The 19,206-nt window shown below is 72.3% G+C and carries 16 protein-coding genes; 10 read left to right on the top strand and 6 right to left on the bottom strand.

Annotated elements, in window-relative coordinates; genetic code table 11:
• Positions 1–269 precede the first annotated feature (269 nt).
• The 4 genes from ACLQ2R_RS08855 (at position 270) to ACLQ2R_RS08840 (ending at position 4,109) form a co-directional block, all read left to right on the top strand.
• Entirely contained in the window at positions 270–1,010 is a 741-nt protein-coding gene (locus ACLQ2R_RS08855; protein WP_425958870.1) for a LuxR C-terminal-related transcriptional regulator, read from the top strand.
• 251 nt (positions 1,011–1,261) lie between these two features.
• Positions 1,262–2,203 (top strand): hypothetical protein, encoded by a 942-nt coding sequence (locus tag ACLQ2R_RS08850; protein WP_425958869.1) that lies wholly within the window; start codon positions 1,262–1,264, stop codon positions 2,201–2,203.
• 179 nt (positions 2,204–2,382) lie between these two features.
• Complete coding sequence (locus ACLQ2R_RS08845; protein ID WP_425958868.1) at positions 2,383–3,363, top strand: SDR family oxidoreductase; 981 nt, start codon at positions 2,383–2,385, stop codon at positions 3,361–3,363.
• Positions 3,360–4,109 carry an alpha/beta fold hydrolase gene (locus ACLQ2R_RS08840; protein WP_425958867.1) on the top strand — a complete coding sequence of 250 codons (750 nt, stop codon included), beginning with the start codon at positions 3,360–3,362 and terminating at the stop codon, positions 4,107–4,109. Before ACLQ2R_RS08845 ends, ACLQ2R_RS08840 begins: the two co-directional genes overlap by 4 nt.
• 156 nt (positions 4,110–4,265) lie before the next feature.
• Here ACLQ2R_RS08840 and ACLQ2R_RS08835 read toward each other — a convergent pair whose 3' ends face one another.
• Complete coding sequence (locus tag ACLQ2R_RS08835) at positions 4,266–4,940, bottom strand: GAP family protein (protein ID WP_425958866.1); 675 nt, start codon at positions 4,938–4,940, stop codon at positions 4,266–4,268.
• 328 nt (positions 4,941–5,268) lie between these two features.
• Between ACLQ2R_RS08835 and ACLQ2R_RS08830 the strand changes: the two genes are divergently transcribed.
• Complete coding sequence (locus ACLQ2R_RS08830) at positions 5,269–6,081, top strand: aldo/keto reductase (protein ID WP_425958865.1); 813 nt, start codon at positions 5,269–5,271, stop codon at positions 6,079–6,081.
• Positions 6,082–6,228: 147 nt separating this feature from the next.
• Here the strand turns inward: ACLQ2R_RS08830 and ACLQ2R_RS08825 are convergent, their stop codons facing one another.
• Positions 6,229–7,530, bottom strand: a complete 1,302-nt coding sequence (locus tag ACLQ2R_RS08825; RefSeq protein WP_425958864.1) for a GH1 family beta-glucosidase — start codon at positions 7,528–7,530, stop codon at positions 6,229–6,231.
• An 88-nt stretch (positions 7,531–7,618) separates the two neighbouring features.
• Here ACLQ2R_RS08825 and ACLQ2R_RS08820 point away from each other — a divergent pair, with 88 nt between their 5' ends.
• Positions 7,619–8,275 (top strand): TetR family transcriptional regulator, encoded by a 657-nt coding sequence (locus tag ACLQ2R_RS08820; protein WP_425958863.1) that lies wholly within the window; start codon positions 7,619–7,621, stop codon positions 8,273–8,275.
• Between the two features lie 157 nt (positions 8,276–8,432).
• Here ACLQ2R_RS08820 and ACLQ2R_RS08815 read toward each other — a convergent pair whose 3' ends face one another.
• Complete coding sequence (locus ACLQ2R_RS08815; protein WP_425958862.1) at positions 8,433–9,371, bottom strand: aldo/keto reductase; 939 nt, start codon at positions 9,369–9,371, stop codon at positions 8,433–8,435.
• 258 nt (positions 9,372–9,629) lie between these two features.
• On the opposite strand from ACLQ2R_RS08815, the gene ACLQ2R_RS08810 reads away from it, so the two are divergent.
• The gene (locus tag ACLQ2R_RS08810; RefSeq protein ID WP_386242211.1) at positions 9,630–9,992 is read left to right on the top strand and encodes a MerR family transcriptional regulator; all 363 of its coding nucleotides are present in this window, start codon (positions 9,630–9,632) and stop codon (positions 9,990–9,992) included.
• A gap of 123 nt (positions 9,993–10,115) precedes the next feature.
• Here the strand turns inward: ACLQ2R_RS08810 and ACLQ2R_RS08805 are convergent, their stop codons facing one another.
• Together ACLQ2R_RS08805 and ACLQ2R_RS08800 are read right to left on the bottom strand one after the other, a co-directional pair.
• A complete protein-coding gene (locus ACLQ2R_RS08805; protein WP_425958861.1) occupies positions 10,116–10,427 on the bottom strand; it encodes a transcriptional regulator in 312 nt (103 codons plus the stop codon).
• Positions 10,424–10,843 carry a hypothetical protein gene (locus ACLQ2R_RS08800; protein WP_425958860.1) on the bottom strand — a complete coding sequence of 140 codons (420 nt, stop codon included), beginning with the start codon at positions 10,841–10,843 and terminating at the stop codon, positions 10,424–10,426. The genes ACLQ2R_RS08805 and ACLQ2R_RS08800 overlap by 4 nt, the downstream gene beginning before the upstream one ends.
• Positions 10,844–11,119: 276 nt before the next feature.
• On the opposite strand from ACLQ2R_RS08800, the gene ACLQ2R_RS08795 reads away from it, so the two are divergent.
• Positions 11,120–12,586 (top strand): penicillin-binding transpeptidase domain-containing protein, encoded by a 1,467-nt coding sequence (locus ACLQ2R_RS08795; RefSeq protein WP_425958859.1) that lies wholly within the window; start codon positions 11,120–11,122, stop codon positions 12,584–12,586.
• 146 nt (positions 12,587–12,732) lie between these two features.
• On the opposite strand, the gene ACLQ2R_RS08790 is transcribed toward ACLQ2R_RS08795, so the two are convergent.
• The gene (locus ACLQ2R_RS08790; RefSeq protein WP_425958858.1) at positions 12,733–14,829 is read right to left on the bottom strand and encodes an ABC transporter ATP-binding protein; all 2,097 of its coding nucleotides are present in this window, start codon (positions 14,827–14,829) and stop codon (positions 12,733–12,735) included.
• A gap of 222 nt (positions 14,830–15,051) precedes the next feature.
• On the opposite strand from ACLQ2R_RS08790, the gene ACLQ2R_RS08785 reads away from it, so the two are divergent.
• Positions 15,052–17,529 carry an ATP-binding protein gene (locus ACLQ2R_RS08785; RefSeq protein WP_425958857.1) on the top strand — a complete coding sequence of 826 codons (2,478 nt, stop codon included), beginning with the start codon at positions 15,052–15,054 and terminating at the stop codon, positions 17,527–17,529.
• Positions 17,530–18,199: 670 nt separating this feature from the next.
• Positions 18,200–18,976: an AMP-binding protein gene (locus tag ACLQ2R_RS08780; protein WP_425958856.1), complete on the top strand. Its 777-nt coding sequence runs from the start codon at positions 18,200–18,202 to the stop codon at positions 18,974–18,976.
• The last annotated feature ends 230 nt before the right edge of the window (positions 18,977–19,206 follow it).

The raw sequence follows: 19,206 nt of genomic DNA, 5'->3' as shown, positions 1-19,206 counted from the left end.
CTAGCGTGATTAAAGATGAATGGTATATATATATCACGTTAATCCGCATTGTTTATGACGGGGTGTAACCGGGTTTACGTATCGGCCTCCGGCGGGGAATCCGATGGGGAATCGGAAACGCGAAAGGTGCGCGACCGCCGCTCGTGGCCGATACGCGGAGCGCCGCCACGCGGGCCGGCAGATGTCCCGTGCCCGATGACGCCCGACAGTTTCTTCCCGGCCCGGCCGGGGAGGACGCCGTCCGGAAATCCAGGAGAGAGGGTCATGTGATGAGCTCCAGCGTGGCGGAGATCGCCGATCCGCCTCCGGCCGTCCCTTCCGTTCTACGGATGGGGGATCTGGAGTTGCCCCGCCCTGGGTTGTCCGTCTTCTGGCTCGCCGAGGACGACATCTCCCACCACGGGCTCCCGCCGCTGCTCATGAAGGTGCCGGACGTGGCCAGGGTCGCGGTCGGGCGTGACGCGGCCGAGGCCGGGGCGCTGCTGAGGGACGAGGACTTCGACGTGGCGGTGATACCGCTCGCCGCGTTGCCGCAGGTCCTGGACGGCGTCCCGCCGCGGGCGCGCCCGAGGATCGTGGTCCTGACCAGACGGGAGGAGGCCGGACTCGTCCCGGCCCTCGTCGGCGGGTACGACGTGGCCGGATACCTCGTGCGCGACGAGATCGACGTCGCCGGGCTGTTCGACACCTTCGAGCGGGTGCTCCGCGGCGACGTTCCCGTCCCGCCCGCGGCGGCGCGCGAGCCGGTGGCCGGCGTTGAGCACGGCGTGCCCGGCGCGGGCCCGCATCCGGTCGGGAGGCTGACCGGACGCGAGCGCGCCGTGCTCGGCCTGCTGCTGCGGGGAATGAGCAACCACCAGATCGCCCGGTCCATGGAGATATCCATCCACGGGGTCAAACGCCACGTCTCGAACCTGCTGGTGAAGTTCAACTGCTCCAACCGGACAGAGGTGGCCCTGATCGCGGAACGGCTGGGAATGGAATCGTTCCAGGAATCAAACAAGGCGTGACAGGGGCTGCGGAAAGGTGACGTGACGGCCCGCCGGTAGCGCCGGCGGTGACGTTTCGTTTCAATGGAAATTCACCGCGTGACCATTGTCGGCGCGGTCGTCCGGCGACGTCAATATTCGATTTGTGTTTTCCCGGCGTCGGCGGAGATAAGTGTCGGATTATTTCTCCGAAATCCGGTGTGAATGCCTTGACTGAGCCGGACGAAGAGCTAGCCTTCGAACAAGGTCGGCCGACGATAAAAGGAGCGACATTGGAAGTCCCCCTGATGGAACTCAGTGGTCGTGTTCCCTCCGTAAGGCTCCAGGAACTCCAGGCGGACATGGGATCCGCCGCCGAGGACATTCGGTCCCAGCTGACCGGATGGGGCTTCATGGCCGCGGAGGTCCCCGGCCTCGGCCAGCGCGTCGAGGACATGATGAGGAAATTCTCGGAGGCCTGTGAGTCCACCGAGCCGAGCCTGTCCGATTACCCGTACACCTCCGTCCCGCAGTTGTCCAACGGCGGGACGCACGGATTCTTCCCGTACAACTCGGAGATTCCCCGGCTGGCCAACGGCGTGGCCGATCCCAAGGAGTTCATTCACGTCAGCGGAGCGATGATCTCCGATCAGCCGCCCGGCTCCGCGGACGTCCTGCGCGCCTTCCCCGATTTCGGCGCCGCCGCCACCGAGGTGTTCGACATCGCCTTCACCCTGATCTCGCTCTTCGGCGAGGTCGTCCGCGGCATGATGCCGGAGGGGACGCCGGAGCTGGACCTCTCGCGTGACGCGACCAACCTGCGGGTGATCAACTACAGGGACGTGGGCGACCGCCAGGTGCTGGCGCACGAGCACTCGGGGATCCAGATGCTCGGCCTCCAGCTTCCCTCCTCCGACCAGGGCCTGCAGTACATCCTGCACGACGGCACCTGGGTCGAGCCGGTGATCGCCAAGACCGACGTGGTGCTGTGCAACATCGGCCGGATGCTGTGGAGCGCCTCCAACGAGCGCTTCCGGCCGTCGACGCACCGCGTGCACGTCAAGCCCATGCCGGCGGGCTACCGGCGCCTGTCGTCGGTGCTGTTCGCCTACCCGCCGCACAAGGCGCGGCAGTGGAAGATGGTGGACGGCGAGCTGACGACGCTGGACGCGACGTGGGGCGACTTCATCGCGAACCGGTTCCAGGGCCTGGGCAACCAGACGTCGGACACCTGACCGCCACGCGTCTCCCCTCCTTCCCCTCCTGGCCCGCGCCGCCCTCGTCCCCGGGCCCGGTCCGAGCCCCGCGGCCCGAGGCGCGCCGCGGGGCTCGCGGGCTTGTTTCGGCAGGTGACCACAGGGGAGGGGGAGCACGGGCCGTACCGGTCCGTGGATCTCTAGGGGGAATCGTCGGAATGAAGGTGAAGGACAAGGTCGTCGTCGTCACCGGCGCGTCGAGCGGTATCGGGCGGGCGACCGCGCTGGCGTTCGCGGCCGAGGGGGCGTCGGTCGTGCTGGCCGCGCGGCGCGAGGAGGTGCTCAAGGAGGTCGCCGGGGAGTGCGAGGCCGCCGGCGGGCGGGCCCTCGTGGTGGCGACCGACGTGACCGACGAGCACGCCGTACGGGAGCTGGCACGGCTGGCGGCCGAGCGGTTCGGGCGCATCGACGTCTGGGTGAACTGCGCCGCGGTGACGCTCTTCGGGCCGTTCGGCGACGTGCCGCTGGAGGACTTCCGGCGGGTGCTGGACGTCAACGTGATGGGCTACGTGCACGGGGCGAGGGCGGCCCTGCCCTACCTGCGGGAGCAGGGGGCCGGGGTGCTGGTGAACGTGGCGTCGGTCGCCGGCGTGGTCGCCCAGCCCTACACGCACGCGTACGGCATGTCGAAGTTCGCGGTCCGCGCGCTGGGGACGAGCCTGCGGCAGGAACTCGCGCTGGAACGTTCCCGGAAGATCCACGTGTGCACGGTGATGCCGGCGACCGTCGACACGCCGCTGTTCGACCACGCGGCCAACTACACCGGGCGCAGGCCGGTGGCGATGCCGCCGGTGTACACGCCGCGGCGGGTCGCGAAGGCGATCGTCAAGGTGGTGCGGTCCCCGCGCGCGGAGGTCGTCGTCGGCCCCGCCGGACGCGCCATGGTGCGGCAGGCCAGGAGGGCCCCGGGGCGTACCGAGCGGGCGATGGCCACCCAGGTCGACCGCACCCACCTGTCCCGCAGGAAGCGGGCCGCGGGGATCCCCGACACGCCCGGCAACCTGTACGAGCCGACGCCCGGGCCGGGCGCGGTGACCGGGGGGTGGCACGGCGGTCGCAGGACCGCGGTGCGCGGGATCGCCCTGGCGGCGACCCTGGCCGGGGCCGTCGTGGGCGCGCGCCGTCTGCTGACGCGTTGACGCACTGGAGCGAGCACGAGGTCACCGCCGTGGCGGGCACGCCCGTGCACGCCGCGGTGCTGGGACCCGCCTCCGCGCCGGAGACGGTGTGCGTGCACGGCCTGGGCTGCTCGCACCGCTACTTCCTCCCGCTGGCGCGGTGCCTCGCGCCGGAGACGCGGACGGTCGCCGTCGACCTGCCCGGGTTCGGCCGCACACCCGGCCCGCGCGAGCCGCTTGACATCTGCGGCCTGTCGCTGGCGCTGGCCGGATGGCTGCGCGCCACCGGGCGCGGCGGCGTGCCGCTGGTGGCCAACTCCGTCGGCTGCCAGGTCGTCGTCGACCTGGCGGCGCACGCCCCCGAGCTGGTGGGGCCGATGGTCCTCATCGGTCCCACCATGGACCCCGCCGCGCGGTCCGCGTGGCGGCTGGCGGCGCGGCTGGCGGGGAACACCGCGTTCGAGCGGCCCGGGATCGTGCCGCTGCTGGGACGCGACTACCTGGTCTGCGGCCCGCGCCGCTACTTCGCCACGCTTCGCGCCGCCCTCGACGACCGGGTGGAGGACAAGCTGGGCGACGTGCGGGTCCCGGCCACGGTGGTGCGCGGGGAGCGGGACCTCATCGTGTCGCGGGAGTGGTCGCGGCGGTTCGCGGGCCTGCTGCCCCAGGGGAGGCTGGTGGAGGTGCCCGGGGCGGCGCACACGCTGAACTACAGCGCGCCCGCCGAGGTGGCCCGGATCATCCGGGCCATCCCGGCCTTCGGCTGAGGACGCGGGAGCGGTGGACCAGGACTCGGTGGAGCGGCGGGACTCGGTGGAGCGGGAGAGCTCGGTGGAGCGGGAGAGCTCGGTGGAGCGGGCCGAGAGGCGGTACGGGTCCTCTCGCCGATGCCCGACGGGTCTTTCGCGCGAGGTGGGCCGAGGTCAGGAGACGAACAGGTGGGCCGCGGCGTCGCGGGCGAGGAGGAACCCGACGATGCCCAGCGTCCAGCCGATCGTGGAGGCCGAGTGCCTGCGCATCCAGTCGCGCAGCCGTCGCAGCGGGGCCTCCAGCCTCCGCCGGGCGACGGACCAGAGGCCGAACAGCGCGAGCGCGGGCAGGATCATGACGATCACGTAGCCCGCCAGCAGCGGCACCCACTGCGCGGCGGGCAGGTCCGCGGCGGTCATGAAGCCGATCGCGCCCAGGTAGGGCAGCATCGTCGCGACCTCCAGCAGGGCGGCGGTCAGCCCCAGGAGGATCATCGACCCGGGGCCGCCCAGGCGGGGCTCCCAGCGCTCCGGGCGCTCCTTCCGCCTCTTGGGGTCGAACCGGAAGCTGAGCAGGAACAGTCCTGCACCGATGACGAGCTGCACCCAGTAGGCGGTGCGGCTGTGCAGGGCCTCGTCGAAGGTGGCCAGGGCGGCGGTCAGCCCGAGCATCAGGGCGACGCCGACCCCGAAGTAGAAGACCGTGACCGTGGCCAGGTAGACCGTCAGGCGGCTCGCGGGCGGCCGGTCCGTGGACAGCAGCAGGTACAGGGGGACGCCCAGCGTCCCGAAGCTCATGCTGTCGAGGAGGGCCAGGGCGCCCAGGGTGAGCAGCAGGGTGGTGGTCAACGTCGTTTCTCCGTCGGTGTCCGTTGATGTCGGTCGATGTCCGTTGATGTCCGGGAGGGGCCCGGCAGGGACGCGGCCATCGTCCTGTTCGATCCTCCGCCCCGGAGGGGGGCGGGACCTCCTGCGTGACGTCGAGAACGCCCGTACACCTTTGGGACTACGGCCCGCCGGGGCGTACGGGCGTGAGGGTGGGTATGGACCTGTCGCGGCGTCCGTCGTGGTGGCGCGGTCCGATGACGGGGCCCGCCCGCGGCGCGCGCCCACCCGTGACGGATCGTCGCATCGGCGGTCCCGGGTCGTTCGCGACCTCGTGAGGAGAGAACCAGAGATGATCACTTTGAACAACGGGGTGTCCATGCCCCGGATCGGCTTCGGCGTGTTCCAGATCCCCCGGGACGAGACCGCGCGGGCGGTGACCACCGCGCTGGAGACGGGGTACCGGAGCATCGACACCGCGAAGGTGTACCGCAACGAGCGGGAGGTGGGCGAGGCGCTGGCCGCCTCGGACCTGCCGCGCGACGAGGTGTTCGTCACCACCAAGCTGTGGAACGACGACCAGGGCCACGACTCCGCCCTGGCGGCCTTCGACGCGAGCATGGAGCGGCTGGGCCTGGACCGGCTCGACCTCTACCTCATCCACTGGCCCACCCCGGCCAGGGACCTCTACCTGGAGACCTGGAAGGCATTGGCGAAGCTGTACGCCGACGGCCGGGTCCGCGCCGTCGGCGTGTCCAACTTCCAGCCGCCCCACCTGACGCGCGTCATCGAGGAGACCGGCCTCGTCCCGGCGGTCAACCAGGTCGAGCTCCACCCGGCCCTGCAGCAGGCCGAGCTGCGCGCCTTCCACGCCCGGCACGGCATCGTCACCGAGGCGTGGAGCCCGCTGGCGCAGGGAGGCGTGCTGGACGACCCGGTGATCGTCGACATCGCCGGGACGTACGGCAGGACCCCGGCCCAGGTCGTGCTGCGCTGGCACCTGGAGCTGGGGAACGTGGTGATCCCCAAGTCGGTCACCCCGTCGAGGATCAGGGAGAACCTCGACGTCTCCGGCTTCGCCCTCACCGACGAGGACATGGCGCGGATCGCCGAGCTGGACACGGGCACCCGCACCGGCCCCGACCCCGACGCCTTCAACGGCTGAGCCTCCACGACGGGCCGAGTCCCTCGACGGCTGAGCTCCTCGACGGGCCGAGCCTCTCGTCGGCCGAGTCGCCTCGTCGGCCGAGTCGCCTCCCGGCGGCGCGCCGTCCGGCGGGGCCGCCGGGGGCTCACCGCCCGGCGCCGGGGCTCACCGCCGGGCGATGCGCTCGCGCAGCCAGTGGTAGGAGGCCTTCGGCGTGCGGGCGCCGGTGGGGAAGTCGACGTGGACGAGCCCGAACCGCTGGCTGTAGCCCTCGGCCCACTCGAAGTTGTCCAGCAGGGACCAGACGTAGTAGCCGCGCACGTCCACCCCCTCGGCCCGCGCCCGCTCCATGGCGTCGATGTGGCCGTCGAGGAAGTCGATCCTGGCCCGGTCGTCGACCGTCCCGTCCGGGCCGGGCTCGTCGGGCTGGGAGCAGCCGTTCTCGGTGACGTACACCGGGGGGAGGGCGTCGCCGTAGCGGGCCCTGAGGCCGACGAGGAGTTCGCGCAGCCCGTCGGGGACGACGGGCCAGCCGAAGGCGGTGACGGGGTGACCGGTGACGCCCGCGTCGTGGAACGGCAGCCCCTCACCGACGGGGGCGGCGATCCGGGTGGGGTTGTAGTAGTTGATGCCGATGCCGTCGAGGGGGGCGGAGATCAGCTCCAGGTCGCCGTCACGCACCCCGCCCATGCCCGTCCCGTACGCGGACAGGTCCGGGTAGGAGCCCAGCAGCACCGGGTCGTTGAACAGGCGGTTGTGCAGCGTGTCGTAGGCGTCGGCGGCGGCCACGTCGGCCGGGTCGCCGGAGGCGGGCCGGACCGGGGTGCAGTTGTTGGTGATCAGCACCTTCTCCGCGCCGCGCGCCCGCAGCTCGCCCACGGCCAGGCCGTGCCCGAGCAGCTGGTGGTGGGCCACGGGCAGCGCGTCCACGACCAGGGTCCTGCCGGGGGCGTGGACGCCCAGCGCGTACCCGTAGACCATGTGGACGAAGGGCTCGTTCAGGGTGATCCACATGGGGATCCGGTCGGCGAGCCGGTCGGCCACGGCCGCGGCGTACTCCGCGAAGCGGTAGGCGGTGTCGCGGTTCAGCCAGCCGCCCTCGTCCTCCAGCGCCTGGGGCAGGTCCCAGTGGAAGAGCGTGGCCGCCGGGACGATGCCCCGCTCGACGAGCGCGTCGGTCAGCCGGTCGTAGAAGTCCAGCCCCGCCTGGTTGATCGCGCCCCTGCCGTCCGGCTGGACGCGCGGCCAGGCGACGGAGAAGCGGTAGGAGTTCACCCCCAGCGCGGACATCAGCGCGACGTCCTCCCGCCACCGGTGGTAGTGGTCGCACGCCACGTCACCGGTGTCGCCGTCCCGGACCCTGCCGGGCTCGTGGGAGAAGGTGTCCCAGATCGAGGCGCCGCGCCCGTCCTCGGTGACGGCACCCTCGATCTGGTAGGACGCGGTCGCCGTACCCCACAGGAACATTTCGGCCTCCAGCCCGCCTGATTCCGGATCACGCTAACCTCATGCCCGCTCATGAGGGAAGGCCCCTCCCGTGAGGCATGATGAACAGATGACGAACGTCTCCGGGGGAACGCTTCGCCGCCGCCCCGCCCAGCGTCGCAGCCTGGAGAGGGTGGAGCGCATGCTGGACGAGTGCGCGCGACTGCTGGACGAGGTCGGCTACGAGGTGCTGACCACCAAGGAGGTGGCCCGGCGCGCCGAGGTGCCGATCGGCACCTTCTACCAGTTCTTCACGGACAAGCAGGGGCTGGTCCGCGCGCTGGCGATGCGCAACCTGGAGGCGTTCCTGGGTCGGATCACGGCCAGGCTCGCGCGGGTGCGCCTGTCGGACTGGACGGAGATGGTCGACCTCGCGATCGACGAGTTCGTCGCGATGAAGCGCTCCACGCCGGGCTTCGCGGTCGTCGACTTCGGGCAGGTGCTCGCCCGGCCGGGCGGCTCGGTGGTCGAGGGCACCGAACGGATGCTCGACGCCGCGCTGGAGAACAACGTCGTCGTGGCCGACCGGCTCCGCCGGATCACCGTCGAGCTGCTGGGCGCCCCGATCGGCCCCGACCTGGACCGGGTGCTCTTCGTCGCGGTCGAGGCCGCCGACGCGGTGCTCAAGCTCGCCTTCCGCGCCCACCCGGACGGCGATCCCGAGCTGATCGCCGAGTGCAAGCACCTGGTACGGCGCTACCTCGCGGCGCACCTGCCCACCGGCTGACGGACGGGCCCGCCGCCGGCGCGCGGCCTGTCGGCTTCGCTTCGGCCGGTTTCGCCTCGGGCCGCTTCACCTCGGCCGGTTCCGCCTCGGCCGGCTGCTTCTCGGGCGGCTGCTTCTTGGGCGGTTTCGTCTCGGCCGGTGAGTGGCCCCGCCCCGGTCAGCGGGCGGCCTCCAGTCGGGCGCGGTGCTCGTCGTCGAGCGTGACGTCCAGGGCGCCCAGGGCCTCCTCCAGCTGGGCCAGGGAGCTCACGCCGACGATCGGGACCGTGCGGACGTCGCCGCCGATCAGCCAGGCCAGCACCACCTGGTTGACGCTCACCCCCAGCTCACCGGCGATCTCCCGCAGCACGGCGAGCCCGCGGGTGGTGCCCGGGTGGTCGTAGGCGTCCGGGATCGGGCGGTCCTCGCGGGTGTAGGCGCCGAACATGAGCGTGTTGTACGCCCACAGCGTCAGGTCCCGCTCCGAGCGCAGGTAGTCGAGCATGTCGTCCTGGACCAGGACGTGGCCCCCCTCGGGGAGTCTCGTCCCGGGCCGGGGCCGCAGATAGGTGTGGCGGAGCTGCACGTGGGTGTAGGGCGGCAGGCCCGCGGTCCGGGAGAGGTTCCGGGCGCGCTCCAGGCGCCAGGCCGGCACGTTGCTCGCGCCGATCTCGCCCACCTTGCCCGCCCGTGTCAGCTCGCCGAAGGCGCCCAGGGTCTCCTCCAGCGGGACGGAGCGGTCCTCGATGTGCGCCCAGTACACGTCGACGTGGTCGGTGCCCAGTCGCCGGAGGCTGCCCTCGGCGGCCGCGGCGATCACCGGGGCGGACAGGCCCTCGGCGAAGTCGAGGGTACGGTCGCCGGGAACGGTCGGCCGGGCGCCGCACTTGGTGCTCAGCACCATCCGGTCGCGGTTGCCGCGGGCGGCCAGCCAGCGGCCGATGGCCAGCTCGCTCTCGTCGCCGGTGGCGCCGTCGTTCCAGAAGGGGTAGTTGTTCGCGGTGTCCAGCATGGCGCCGCCTGCCTCGGCGAACCGGTCGAGGATCGCGAACGTGGCCGCGTCGTCGACGACCGTGCCGAAGGGGATGGTCCCGAGGGCGAAGGGGATGTGCGTCATGGATCTCACCCTGCAGGCTGGAGTTCACTCCAGGTCAAGTCCGGCTGTGCCGGACGTGTTCGGACTTGTCGGCGTACGAGGGCATGCTCTGTGGAAGGTGAGGGGGACTCGGTAAGGTTGTGCGGAGCCTGTCTCCCCGTCCTCCCCGGACGACGGGCCGATGTGCGGCACGGGCGCGGGGCCGTTCCCGGCCGTGCCGGACCACCGGCGGGGACGGGCGATTCTCGGTTGGGCGGCTATGCGATGGGGGCCACGGGCGTGAGCGTGTACACACCGGGACAGGTGGTCGAGGAGACCGGCTTCAGCCTCGACACCCTGCGCTACTACGAGCGGATCGGGCTGCTCGAACCGATCGGCCGCAACGCGGCCGGACAGCGCAGGTTCACCCAGCAGGACGTCGGCTGGCTCGGCATGCTCCGCTGCCTGCGCGGCACCGGCATGCCGATCGCGGAGATGCTCCGTTTCGCGGAGCTGACCAGGGCGGGCGACCACACGGTCCGCGAGCGGATCGCGCTGCTGGAGGCGCATGACCGGCGGGTGGAGGAGCAGGTCGACCACCTGCGCGAGCAGCAGGTGGCGATCCGGAGCAAGATCGGTTACTACCACTCGGTGATCGACTGACCGGCTTTCCGGTCACCGCCCGGGCTCGCGCGTGTCACCGTTCGGGCTCGTGCTCGTCGTCGCTCGCCGCCGTTCGGGCTCGCGTGTGCCGTTCGCGCTCGAACTCGTCGCCGTTCGGGCTCGTCATCGTTCGGGCGTGTACGCGCCGTCGGCGATCGCCCGCAGGGCCGCGCAGTGCGCGGTGAACGCCGCCCTGCCCTGTCCGGTGAGGGCGAGCCAGGTGCGCGGGCGCTTGCCGACGTATCCCTTGGTGACCTGGACGTATCCGGTGCCCTCAAGGAGGGCGACCTGCTTGGACAGGGCCGAGTCGGTCACCTCGACGGTGTCGCGGACGTAGCCGAACTCGGCCTTCTCGGCGGCGGCGAGCAGGGCCACGATCGCGAACCGGACCGGCGAGTGGATGACGTCGTCGAGCAGGTGGCGCGGATGGCTCACCGGCGCGCCTCCAGGTAGGCGCCCACGAAGGCGGGCAGCGAGACCACGACCGCTCCCGGCACCCACCAGGCGGGCTCGCCCTGGAACCAGGCCGACCCGGCCAGCAGGACACCGGCGTACAGCACACCCCACGTCACGATGATCACGGTGTGCCGGACGCCGAACCCGCGACGGATCACCGGCTGGCGTACGGCGTGGACGGTCAGGACCGCCACGAGCGCCAGCCACAGGCCGGTGGAGACCATCTTCGGCGTCACGGTCGAGGTGAATCCGAGGACGAGCACCAGGGCGAGCGCCGACACCCCGAAGACGAGCAGGTAGCGGACGTACCACCTGGAGCGACGACGTACGAGGGTGTCGAGCTCCCCGGCGCGTGCCAGCGCCTCCGCGGGGCTCATGCGCTCGTCCTGTGTCATGAGATCACCTTCCGACGTTGCCAGTACCTGCATCATAGATAAGTACTTGCCATTTTGGTAAGTAGTTTCCGTGTTTTCGCGGCATGGATCGCGGGCCGACGCGCCGATCTCCGGCTCGCGTCCGCCGGCATCTCGTCGCCGGGTGCGGGGATCGCGAGGCGGGGGAACATCCGGCCCGTACCGGTCGCAAGCCGTACGGCGGCTTTGCCCCCGCCCGGGACGCCCTTTTCGGTCCGGCTGTTAAACCGGTATCGGGACCGGGGTCCGGGAGGGGTCATGATCGCACCGCGGGCACGCCGGATCAACATTCCGCTGCGGCACGTCGCCCTGATGTGCGGTGGCATGCTGTTCGCCCTCCTGGCCAACGTGACCTACCTCCAGGCGCTGGACTCCGAGCGGCTCAACGAGGACCCGCGCAACCGGCGGACGATGATCGCTCGCTTCGAGGACCCCAGGGGCAGGATCCTGCTCCGCGACGGCACGGTCATCGCGACCAGCCGCAGGTCCGGGAGCGTCACCTACCGCTACCGGCGGGCCTACCCCGGCGGCCCGCTCTACGCGCCGCTCACCGGGCACTTCTCGCTCCACGGCACCGGCGGCCTCGAACAGGCCGAGGACGACCTGCTGTCCGGGAACGACCCCCGGGTGCGGATGCGCGGGCTGGTCGACGGCACCCGCGGCGGCGCCACCCTCAGGCTCACCGTCGACCGCGACACCCAGCGGGCCGCCTACGACGGCCTGCGCGCCACCGGCCTGCCCGGTGCCGTCGTCGCGATCGACCCCCGCACCGGCGCGATCCTGGCGATGGTCTCCCTGCCGTCGTACAACCCGGACCGCTACGCGAGCTTCCACGCGGCACGACTCGACCGGGTGGACAAGAGGCTGCGCGGCGATCCCGCCGACCCGCTGGTGAACCGGTCGATCCAGCGGAGCTACCCGCCGGGTTCCGCGTTCACGATCGTCACCGCCGCCGCGGCGCTCGCCTCCGGGCGGTACGACCCCGGCGTCACCGTCAACGTCCCGGCCTCGCTCCGCCTGCCCGGCACGAGGACCTACCTGCGCGACCGGGCAGGCGCCGCGTGCGGCGAGGCCGGTGCCGGACTGCTGGAGGCGTTCCGCTCGTCCTGCGACACCCCCTTCGCCAAGCTCGGCATCGAGCTCGGCCCCGACGCGCTGCGCGAGCGGGCCGAGGCGTTCGGGTTCGACACCGACGACCTGGAGATCCCCATGCCGGTGATCAGGAGCGTCTATCCGGCCCCGCGGGACGACGCGCGGACCGCGCTGTCGGCGCTGGGCGGGGCAGGCGTCCGGGTCACCCCGCTGATGACGGCGATGATCGCGGCGGCGGTGGCCAACGACGGCCTGCTGATGCGCCCCCACCTGGTGGAGGACGTCCGTCTCGCCGACGACACCGTGATCGAGCGCGCCGAGCCGTCGCCCTACCGCCGGGTGTTCGGTGCCGAGGAGGCCGGACGGCTCACCGAGATGATGGTCGCCGTCACCGGGCGGGGAGGGACGGGAGCCGCCGCGGCCGTCCCCGGCGTGAAGGTCGCCGCCGTGACCGGCTCGGTGAAGAACGCCACCTCCGCCGGGGACCACGCGCTCTTCACGGGGTTCGCGCCGGCCGCCGCCCCCCGGGTCGCGGTGGGGGTGCTGGTCGAGGGGGGCGGGGTGGGCGGGCGGGTGGCGGCCCCCATCGCCAGGGCCGTCATCCAGGCCGCCCTGGTCGGCCAGGTCGAGTAGGACGCCGGCCTCACGGGCCTGCCGGGCCGAGCGGGGTTCCGTGCGGGCCGGGCAGGGTTCCGTGCGGGGCGAGCGGGGTTCCGTATGGGCCGGGCGGGGTTTCGTACGGCCGGGCAGGACGGCGGCCCGGAGTTCGTGCGGGACGGTCAGGTCGCGTAGGCGGCGGCCTGGAGACCGTACAGGTCGGCGTAGAGGCCGTCGAGGCCGATGAGCTCGTCGTGGGTGCCGTGCTCGATGACCCTGCCGTGGTCCAGCACGTAGATCCGGTCGGCGTAGCGGACGCTCGCCAGCCGGTGGGTGATCAGCAGGACGGTACGCCCGTCGGCGTGCCGCCGGATGCGCTCGAACAGGGCGTGCTCGGCGCGGGCGTCGAGGGCCGCGGTCGGCTCGTCGCAGATCAGCAGCGGGGCGTCCCGGTGGAAGCCCCGGGCCACCGCGATCCTCTGCCACTGCCCGCCGGACAGCTCGTGGCCGTCCTTGAAGCGCCGGTCGAGCAGGGTGTCGTACCCGTTCGGCAGCTCGGCCACGACCTGGTCGGCGCCGGCGACCTCGGCCGCCGCGACGAGCGCCGGCTCCCCCTTGTCGGTGCCCATGGTGATGTTGTAGCGGGCGGCCAGCGGCCAGCGGGTGTGGTCCTGGGCGATGACGGCGATACGTCGTCTCAGCGCGTCGGGGTCGACGGTGGACAGATCGGTGTCGTCCCACAGGACCCGGCCGGCGTCCGGCTCGTACAGCCCGGACAGGATCTTGGCCAGCGTGGTCTTGCCCGAACCGTTCTCCCCGACGAGCGCGATCACCTCGCCCCGCTCCAGGCGCACGGTCAGTCCCCGCAGCGCCGGTGACGCGGAGCCCGGATAGGTGAAGACGACGTCCTCGGCGACGATCCGCGCGAAGGTCTCCGGGACGGTCCCCTCGCGTCCGGCGGGCAGTTTCGCCTCCGCCTCGGCGCAGAAGTCCAGGAAGTCGGTGAAGTACAGACCCTCCTCGTACAGGCGGTTGGTGGCGTACATCAGGTTGGCCAGGTACGTCTGGCCCGAGCGGATCGCCAGCACGGCCGTTCCCGCCACCGCCAGCGGGACCGCGCCCATCGCCAGCAGCACCCCCAGCGCCACGTACACCAGGGCGGTGCCGATCCCGCCCAGCGCCTCGCCGACGACCCTGGCGACCATCTGCCGCCGTGCCAGCGCGAGCATGATGGTCTGCTCGGCCGTGGCGACCGCGTCGTACATCCGCAGCAGGAAGCCGCGCATGGTGAACGATCGCACCTCGGCGGCCGGGTCCCGCTGCGCCAGCAGGTCCGAGATGATCCACTTGCGGCGGGCGGCCGGGATCAGCGCGTACATGGTCGTGTAGCGCATCCGCGCCGAGCGGACCGCCGCCCACGCGTCGGGCAGCACCGCCAGCACCAGCAGCGGCAGCAGCACGGGGTGGAGCACCCCCAGCACACCCGCGGCGGCGGCGATGCCGATGGTCGCGGTCAGCACGTTGACGGTCGTGGTCACCACCACGTCGGCCATGGAGACCCCGCGCGTCCTGGCCCGCTGGAGCGCGTCGTGGAAGTCGGAGTCGTCGAAGGCCGCGAGATCGACCCTGCTGGTCAGCCCGTACAGACGCTCCTCGGCGATCCGGCCGACCTGCGGCTCCAGCCGCGACTGCGCCCAGCCCGCGCCCGCCTGCATGAGGGTACGCAGGGCCGCGGCCACCCCCACCATGATCAGGCCGGGCAGGGCGGCCCGCACCCGCTCGGGGGTCGGACCGGCCTGGAACAGCGCCGACAGCACCTCGGTCGTGGCCAGCAGCCCGAACGCGGTGAACACGCCGGCCAGCAGGCTCAGCGAGACCGCGACGGTGGTGTCGCGGGGACTGGCCAGCCACGCCAGCCTGACGGCCTGCGAGATCAGGGCCGGGAGCCTGCGGGCGATCGTGAGGAACCCGACCTTCGCCATCGTGTCGGTGTGCGCGTTCCACTCGGAGAGGCTCAGCTCGCCGAACGCGAGGGAGGCGTCGGAGGTGGCGGGGGCCGCGGCACGGTCACCGGACGGGCCGTCGGCACGGTCACCGGGCGAGCCGCCGGCACGGTCACCGGGCGGGTCGGGGGTGGCGCCGGAGGTCGTGGCACGGTCGCCGGGCGGCCCGAGGGAGACGCCGGGGTCCGTGGCCTGGTCGTCGGACGTGTCGCCGGGCTGGTCGCCGGGCTGGTCGCCGGACGGGGCGGGGGAGCGGGGGGCGGGGGAGTCGGCCATGGAAGCAGTGTGAGCGGCCGTACCGGCGATGGCCATCGGATGGCCGGTGACGGTCAGTATCACGTCCGCGCCACGTCCGTGCCGGGTCGACGCCGGGTCGACGCCGGGTCGACGCCGCGTCCGTGACCCCGTGTCGCCCGGAAAAGAGCTAAGACCGGGCATGGTTCGGTAATTGATGTCACACTTTCTGTGACGGTTCTACCCGACACTCCCGAAGAGCCGATGACCCAGGACACCGCGCACGCCTCCCTCACCGGTGGCAACCTGCCCCTCGAACCGAACGGCTTCGTGGGGCGTGAGACCGATGTGGAAGAACTCGTCGACCTGCTGGCCGTGACCCGGGTGGTGACGCTCTGCGGGACCGGCGGCATCGGCAAGAGCAGGCTGGCGATTCGGGTGGCCTCCCAGGTGGCGGCGGAGTTCCCCGGAGGCGTCTGGCTGGTCGAGCTCGCCGACGCGGCGCCCGGCGACCAGATCGAGCCCAGGGTGGCCGCCGTGCTCGGGGTCAAGGCCGAGCCGTCCCGCGCGCTGGCCGAGACGCTGATCGACGCGCTGGGCGACCGGCGGCTGCTGCTCGTCATGGACAACTGCGAGTCGCTCATCGAGGAGTCCGCCAGGTTCTGCCGCGCGGTCCTCACCGTCTGCCCCGGGGTGCGCGTGCTCACGACCAGCCGCGAACCGCTGCGGGTGGCCGGGGAGACCGTGTGGCGGGTGCCGCCGCTCAGCCTGCCCAGGGGCGGCGGTCACGACCCCGGCGACAGCGAGGCGGTGCGGCTCTTCGTCGACCGCGCCACCGCCGCCTCCCGGGAGTTCGCCGTCACCGAGCAGAACGAGGCCGACATCGCCGACCTCTGCGAGGCGCTCGACGGGATGCCGCTCGCCATCGAGCTCGCCGCCGCCCTGTGCCGGGTGCTGACCGCGGGGCAGATCAACGCGCGCATCAGGGACCGGTTCAGGCTGCTGTCCGCGGGCGACAGGACGGCCCCGGCCAGGCAGCAGACGCTCAGGGCGACCGTCGACTGGAGCTACCAGCAACTGGACGAGCCCGAACGGATCCTGCTCAGGCGGCTGGCGGTCTTCACCGGCGGCTGGACGCTCGACATGGCCGAACGGGTCTGCGCGGGCGGTGCCCTGTGGGCCGAGGACGTCCTGAGGGTCCTGTGCGTCCTGGTCGACAAGTCACTGGTGCTGGCCGAGACGGCGGTGGCCGGCGAGACGCGCTACCGGATGCTGGAGACGATCCGCGAGTACGCGGCCGAGCAACTGGACGCCTCCGGCGAGGAACCCGAGTTCCGCAGGCTGCACCGCGACCACATGATCGAGGTCGCCGCCCGGATGCACCGGACGATCGTCCGGTGGCCCCGCCCCACCTGGGCGGAGATCTGCCCGATGCTGGTCATGCTGGACGAGCTGCAGGCCAACGTGTGGGCGGCGGTGCGCTGGTCGGCCGAGGTCGACGGCGACCAGGAGAGCGCGCTGCGCCTGCTGGTCCTGCTGCGCTGGCCGCTCATCGCCGGGGGCAGGTTCACCCCGGCCGACAAGTGGCTCGACCGCCTCCTGGAGACCGCCCCGGAAGAGCTGGCACCCCAGGTGCGCGGCGACGCCCTCGTGCTGCGCGGGCAGGTGGCCTTCGGGCAGGGCGACCCCGACTCCGCCCAGATCGCCTGCACCGCCGCGGTCGGCCTGTGCCGGCAGGCGGAACTGCACGGCCCGCTCGGCGGCGCGCTGGCCGTCCTGGCCTGGGTGGCGATCTACCAGCGCCGTCCCGACAGGGCCAGGGAGCTGCTGGACGAGGCGCTGGAGGCCGTGCGCGCGGTCGACGACCCCTGGCACGAGACGGTCGTCCGCTCGATGGAGGGCACGCTCGCCCTCTCCGAGGGCAGGGCGAAGGAGTCGCAGCGCTCCTTCGAGGCCGCGCTGGCGATCGCGCACGAGCTCGACAACCACTGGGCCGCGCCGGTCGCGCTGATCGGCCTGGCCCAGGTCGCCTGGCTGCGCGGTGACCTCGCCGAGGCCCGCAACCGCTACGAGCGCGCCCTCGACATGCTCCAGGACATCACCGCCCACTGGCAGGTCGTCACGTGCCTGTCCGGGCTCGGCCGGATCGCCCTCGCCCAGGGCGACCTCGCCACCGCCCGGGTCAGGCTCGTCGAGAGCCTGCGGCTCTGCATCGGGACCGGCCAGCGGCTCGGCGTGGCCCGCCGGATCGAGACGCTCGCCCAGCTCGCCCTCGCCGAGGAGGACGACCACCGCGCGGTGCGCCTGGCCGGGGCCTCCTCCGCGATCAGGAACGCGATGAGCGGCGCCGTGCTCCCGCCCGGGTTCGGGGCACGGATGGAGGAGTTGCTCCAGCCGGCCCGGCTGCGTCTGGGCGAGAGCCTGGTCGCCCAGCTGTGGGCACACGGCCAGGAGATGTCCCAGGAGCAGGCGGTCCGCTACGCGCTCCAGGTCGAGGAGCCGTACGAGACGCCCATCCTGCTCGGCAAGCCCGCGGCGGTCGCCCCGGTGACCAGCCTCACCTGCCGGGAGTGGGAGATCGCCGAACTCGTCGCCAGGGGCATGAGCAACAGGGCCATCGCCGACGACCTGGTGATCAGTCCCGCCACCGCGGCCCGGCACGTCGCCAACATCCTGGGCAAGCTCGGGTTCTCCTCCCGCACGCAGGTCGCCACCTGGGTGGTCGAGCAGAACCGCTCCTGACCTCACCCCACCGGCGAGCCGTCCCCCTCGCCTCACCCGGCGAGCCGTCGCCGATCCGCCTCACCTGCGGGCTACACATGTGCGGCGTGGAAGATACATCCCGGGATACGCACTCCGGAGCATGTGGCGCACCCGTGACGCGCCGTACGTTTTCCTGGTGTTCGACCGATGACGTCCAGCCTTTCGCACCGCACCGGCCGAAACCCCGGTACGGGAGGGGGGCCCACACCAACACGGACGTATCGGTCGGACACGTCGCGGACGTCGCGTGCCCCTGCCGACGGCCGGGTCTCCTCGGAGGGGTGGGGACCAGGTCAGGGGGCACGTGACAGCGGGCTCGGGTCGCGCAGGGCCCGGGCCCGCCCGCCGTCGTTCCCGCGTTTCCCGTTCCCTGTTCGCCGCGGTGGGGCGGCGAGGCGCCGGTGGGGTGACGGGCGGAGCCGCGGGCCGGGTGTCCCAGGGATCGGGCGCCCCGCGGTTCGAGTGCCTCGCGGGCCGGGCGTCTTACGGATCGGGTGCCGTGGGGGTCGAGCGTCCCGTGGATCGGGCGTCCCGCGGAGCGGGTGTACTTACGGACGAGGGGCCGTGAGCGCGCGGAGGGCCGAATACACAGCCATCTACATACATCTGCCGATGCCCGCGCGGACGGCCCAGCCCTAGCGTCGGCGGAATGAGACCGACCTCTCCGTCCACAAGCTGCACCCTCACCGAGGCGGTGTTCGGCTACGCGCACGGGCGAGGTGATCGGCCCGCGCTGATAGATCTCGACGCCGGCACGGTGTACGGCTACCGCCGCCTGTCCGTGGAGGTGACGCGGGGAGCCTCGGGCCTGGTGCGGCGAGGCGCGAGGCGGCGTCAGGTCGCCGGGATCCACGTGGACAGCGCGGTGACGCAGACGCTGGCGGTGCACACGGTCATCGCGGCCGGTGGCGTGGCGGCGCCGATCACCTCCGGGTGCGAGGAGATGGCCGACCTGCTGGCCGAGTGGGACGCCCGGCTGCTCATCACCACCCCCGGGCTGGCGAGCGCGTCACTGCGGGCCGTGGAGGACTCCCGGGTCCGGCAGGTGATCGCGTTCGGCCAGGCCCGAGACACCGTCGACTTCGCCGACCTGCTGCTGCTCGAACCCGTTCCGCTGCCCTTCCTCGACCCGTCGGTGCAGCCCGCCCTGCTGGTCGAGGACGGGGGCGTGCTGACCCACCACGACCTGATCACGCGGATGAACGCGCTCGACCGGGGGGCGGAGCTCGGCAAGTCCGACGTGCTGCTGATCACCTGGCCCCTGAGGTGCAGCATGGCCCTGACGATCCTGATCGGGCTGGCGCTGATGCGCGGCTCCCTGGTCGTGGTGGCCCCCGGCCTCTCGTCCCGGGAGCTGTCGGCGACCATCCAGGACTTCGGCGTCACCGTGGTGGCGCTTCCCGACGGGGCCGTCCAGCGGGTCTGAGACAGACGCCCGACCCGGCGCGCACCCGATGCGCACACGGACACGCATGCCGATGCGCGCGCCGGGAGGCGCGACACCGGTCCTGACGGTGTCGCGCACCCGACGCGCGTCCGGTGCGACCGGCACGCATGTCGATCCGCACGTCGGCCGGACGCCACTCCTGACGGCCTCGCGGGGGTCCGCCGCACGGGGACGACGGCCGGAAATCCTCACCGGCCGGGATGCGCAGC

The sequence above is a fragment of the Streptosporangium sp. DT93 genome, assembly GCF_049844535.1.
Lineage (GTDB): Bacteria > Actinomycetota > Actinomycetes > Streptosporangiales > Streptosporangiaceae > Streptosporangium.
The sequence above is the reverse complement of the archived record's forward strand: the minus strand, read 5'-3'. Positions and strand labels throughout refer to the sequence as shown.

Excerpts from the sequence above, each read along its gene's own strand:
- ACLQ2R_RS08855 (WP_425958870.1), top strand. The coding sequence starts at position 270 with ATGAGCTCCAGCGTGGCGGAGATCGCCGATCCGCCTCCGGCCGTCCCT.
- ACLQ2R_RS08845 (WP_425958868.1), top strand. The coding sequence starts at position 2,383 with ATGAAGGTGAAGGACAAGGTCGTCGTCGTCACCGGCGCGTCGAGCGGT.
- ACLQ2R_RS08830 (WP_425958865.1), top strand. The coding sequence starts at position 5,269 with ATGATCACTTTGAACAACGGGGTGTCCATGCCCCGGATCGGCTTCGGC.
- ACLQ2R_RS08825 (WP_425958864.1), bottom strand. The coding sequence starts at position 7,530 with ATGTTCCTGTGGGGTACGGCGACCGCGTCCTACCAGATCGAGGGTGCC.
- ACLQ2R_RS08820 (WP_425958863.1), top strand. The coding sequence starts at position 7,619 with ATGACGAACGTCTCCGGGGGAACGCTTCGCCGCCGCCCCGCCCAGCGT.
- ACLQ2R_RS08815 (WP_425958862.1), bottom strand. The coding sequence starts at position 9,371 with ATGACGCACATCCCCTTCGCCCTCGGGACCATCCCCTTCGGCACGGTC.
- ACLQ2R_RS08800 (WP_425958860.1), bottom strand. The coding sequence starts at position 10,843 with ATGACACAGGACGAGCGCATGAGCCCCGCGGAGGCGCTGGCACGCGCC.
- ACLQ2R_RS08795 (WP_425958859.1), top strand. The coding sequence starts at position 11,120 with ATGATCGCACCGCGGGCACGCCGGATCAACATTCCGCTGCGGCACGTC.
- ACLQ2R_RS08790 (WP_425958858.1), bottom strand. The coding sequence starts at position 14,829 with ATGGCCGACTCCCCCGCCCCCCGCTCCCCCGCCCCGTCCGGCGACCAG.
- ACLQ2R_RS08785 (WP_425958857.1), top strand. The coding sequence starts at position 15,052 with ATGACCCAGGACACCGCGCACGCCTCCCTCACCGGTGGCAACCTGCCC.
- ACLQ2R_RS08780 (WP_425958856.1), top strand. The coding sequence starts at position 18,200 with ATGAGACCGACCTCTCCGTCCACAAGCTGCACCCTCACCGAGGCGGTG.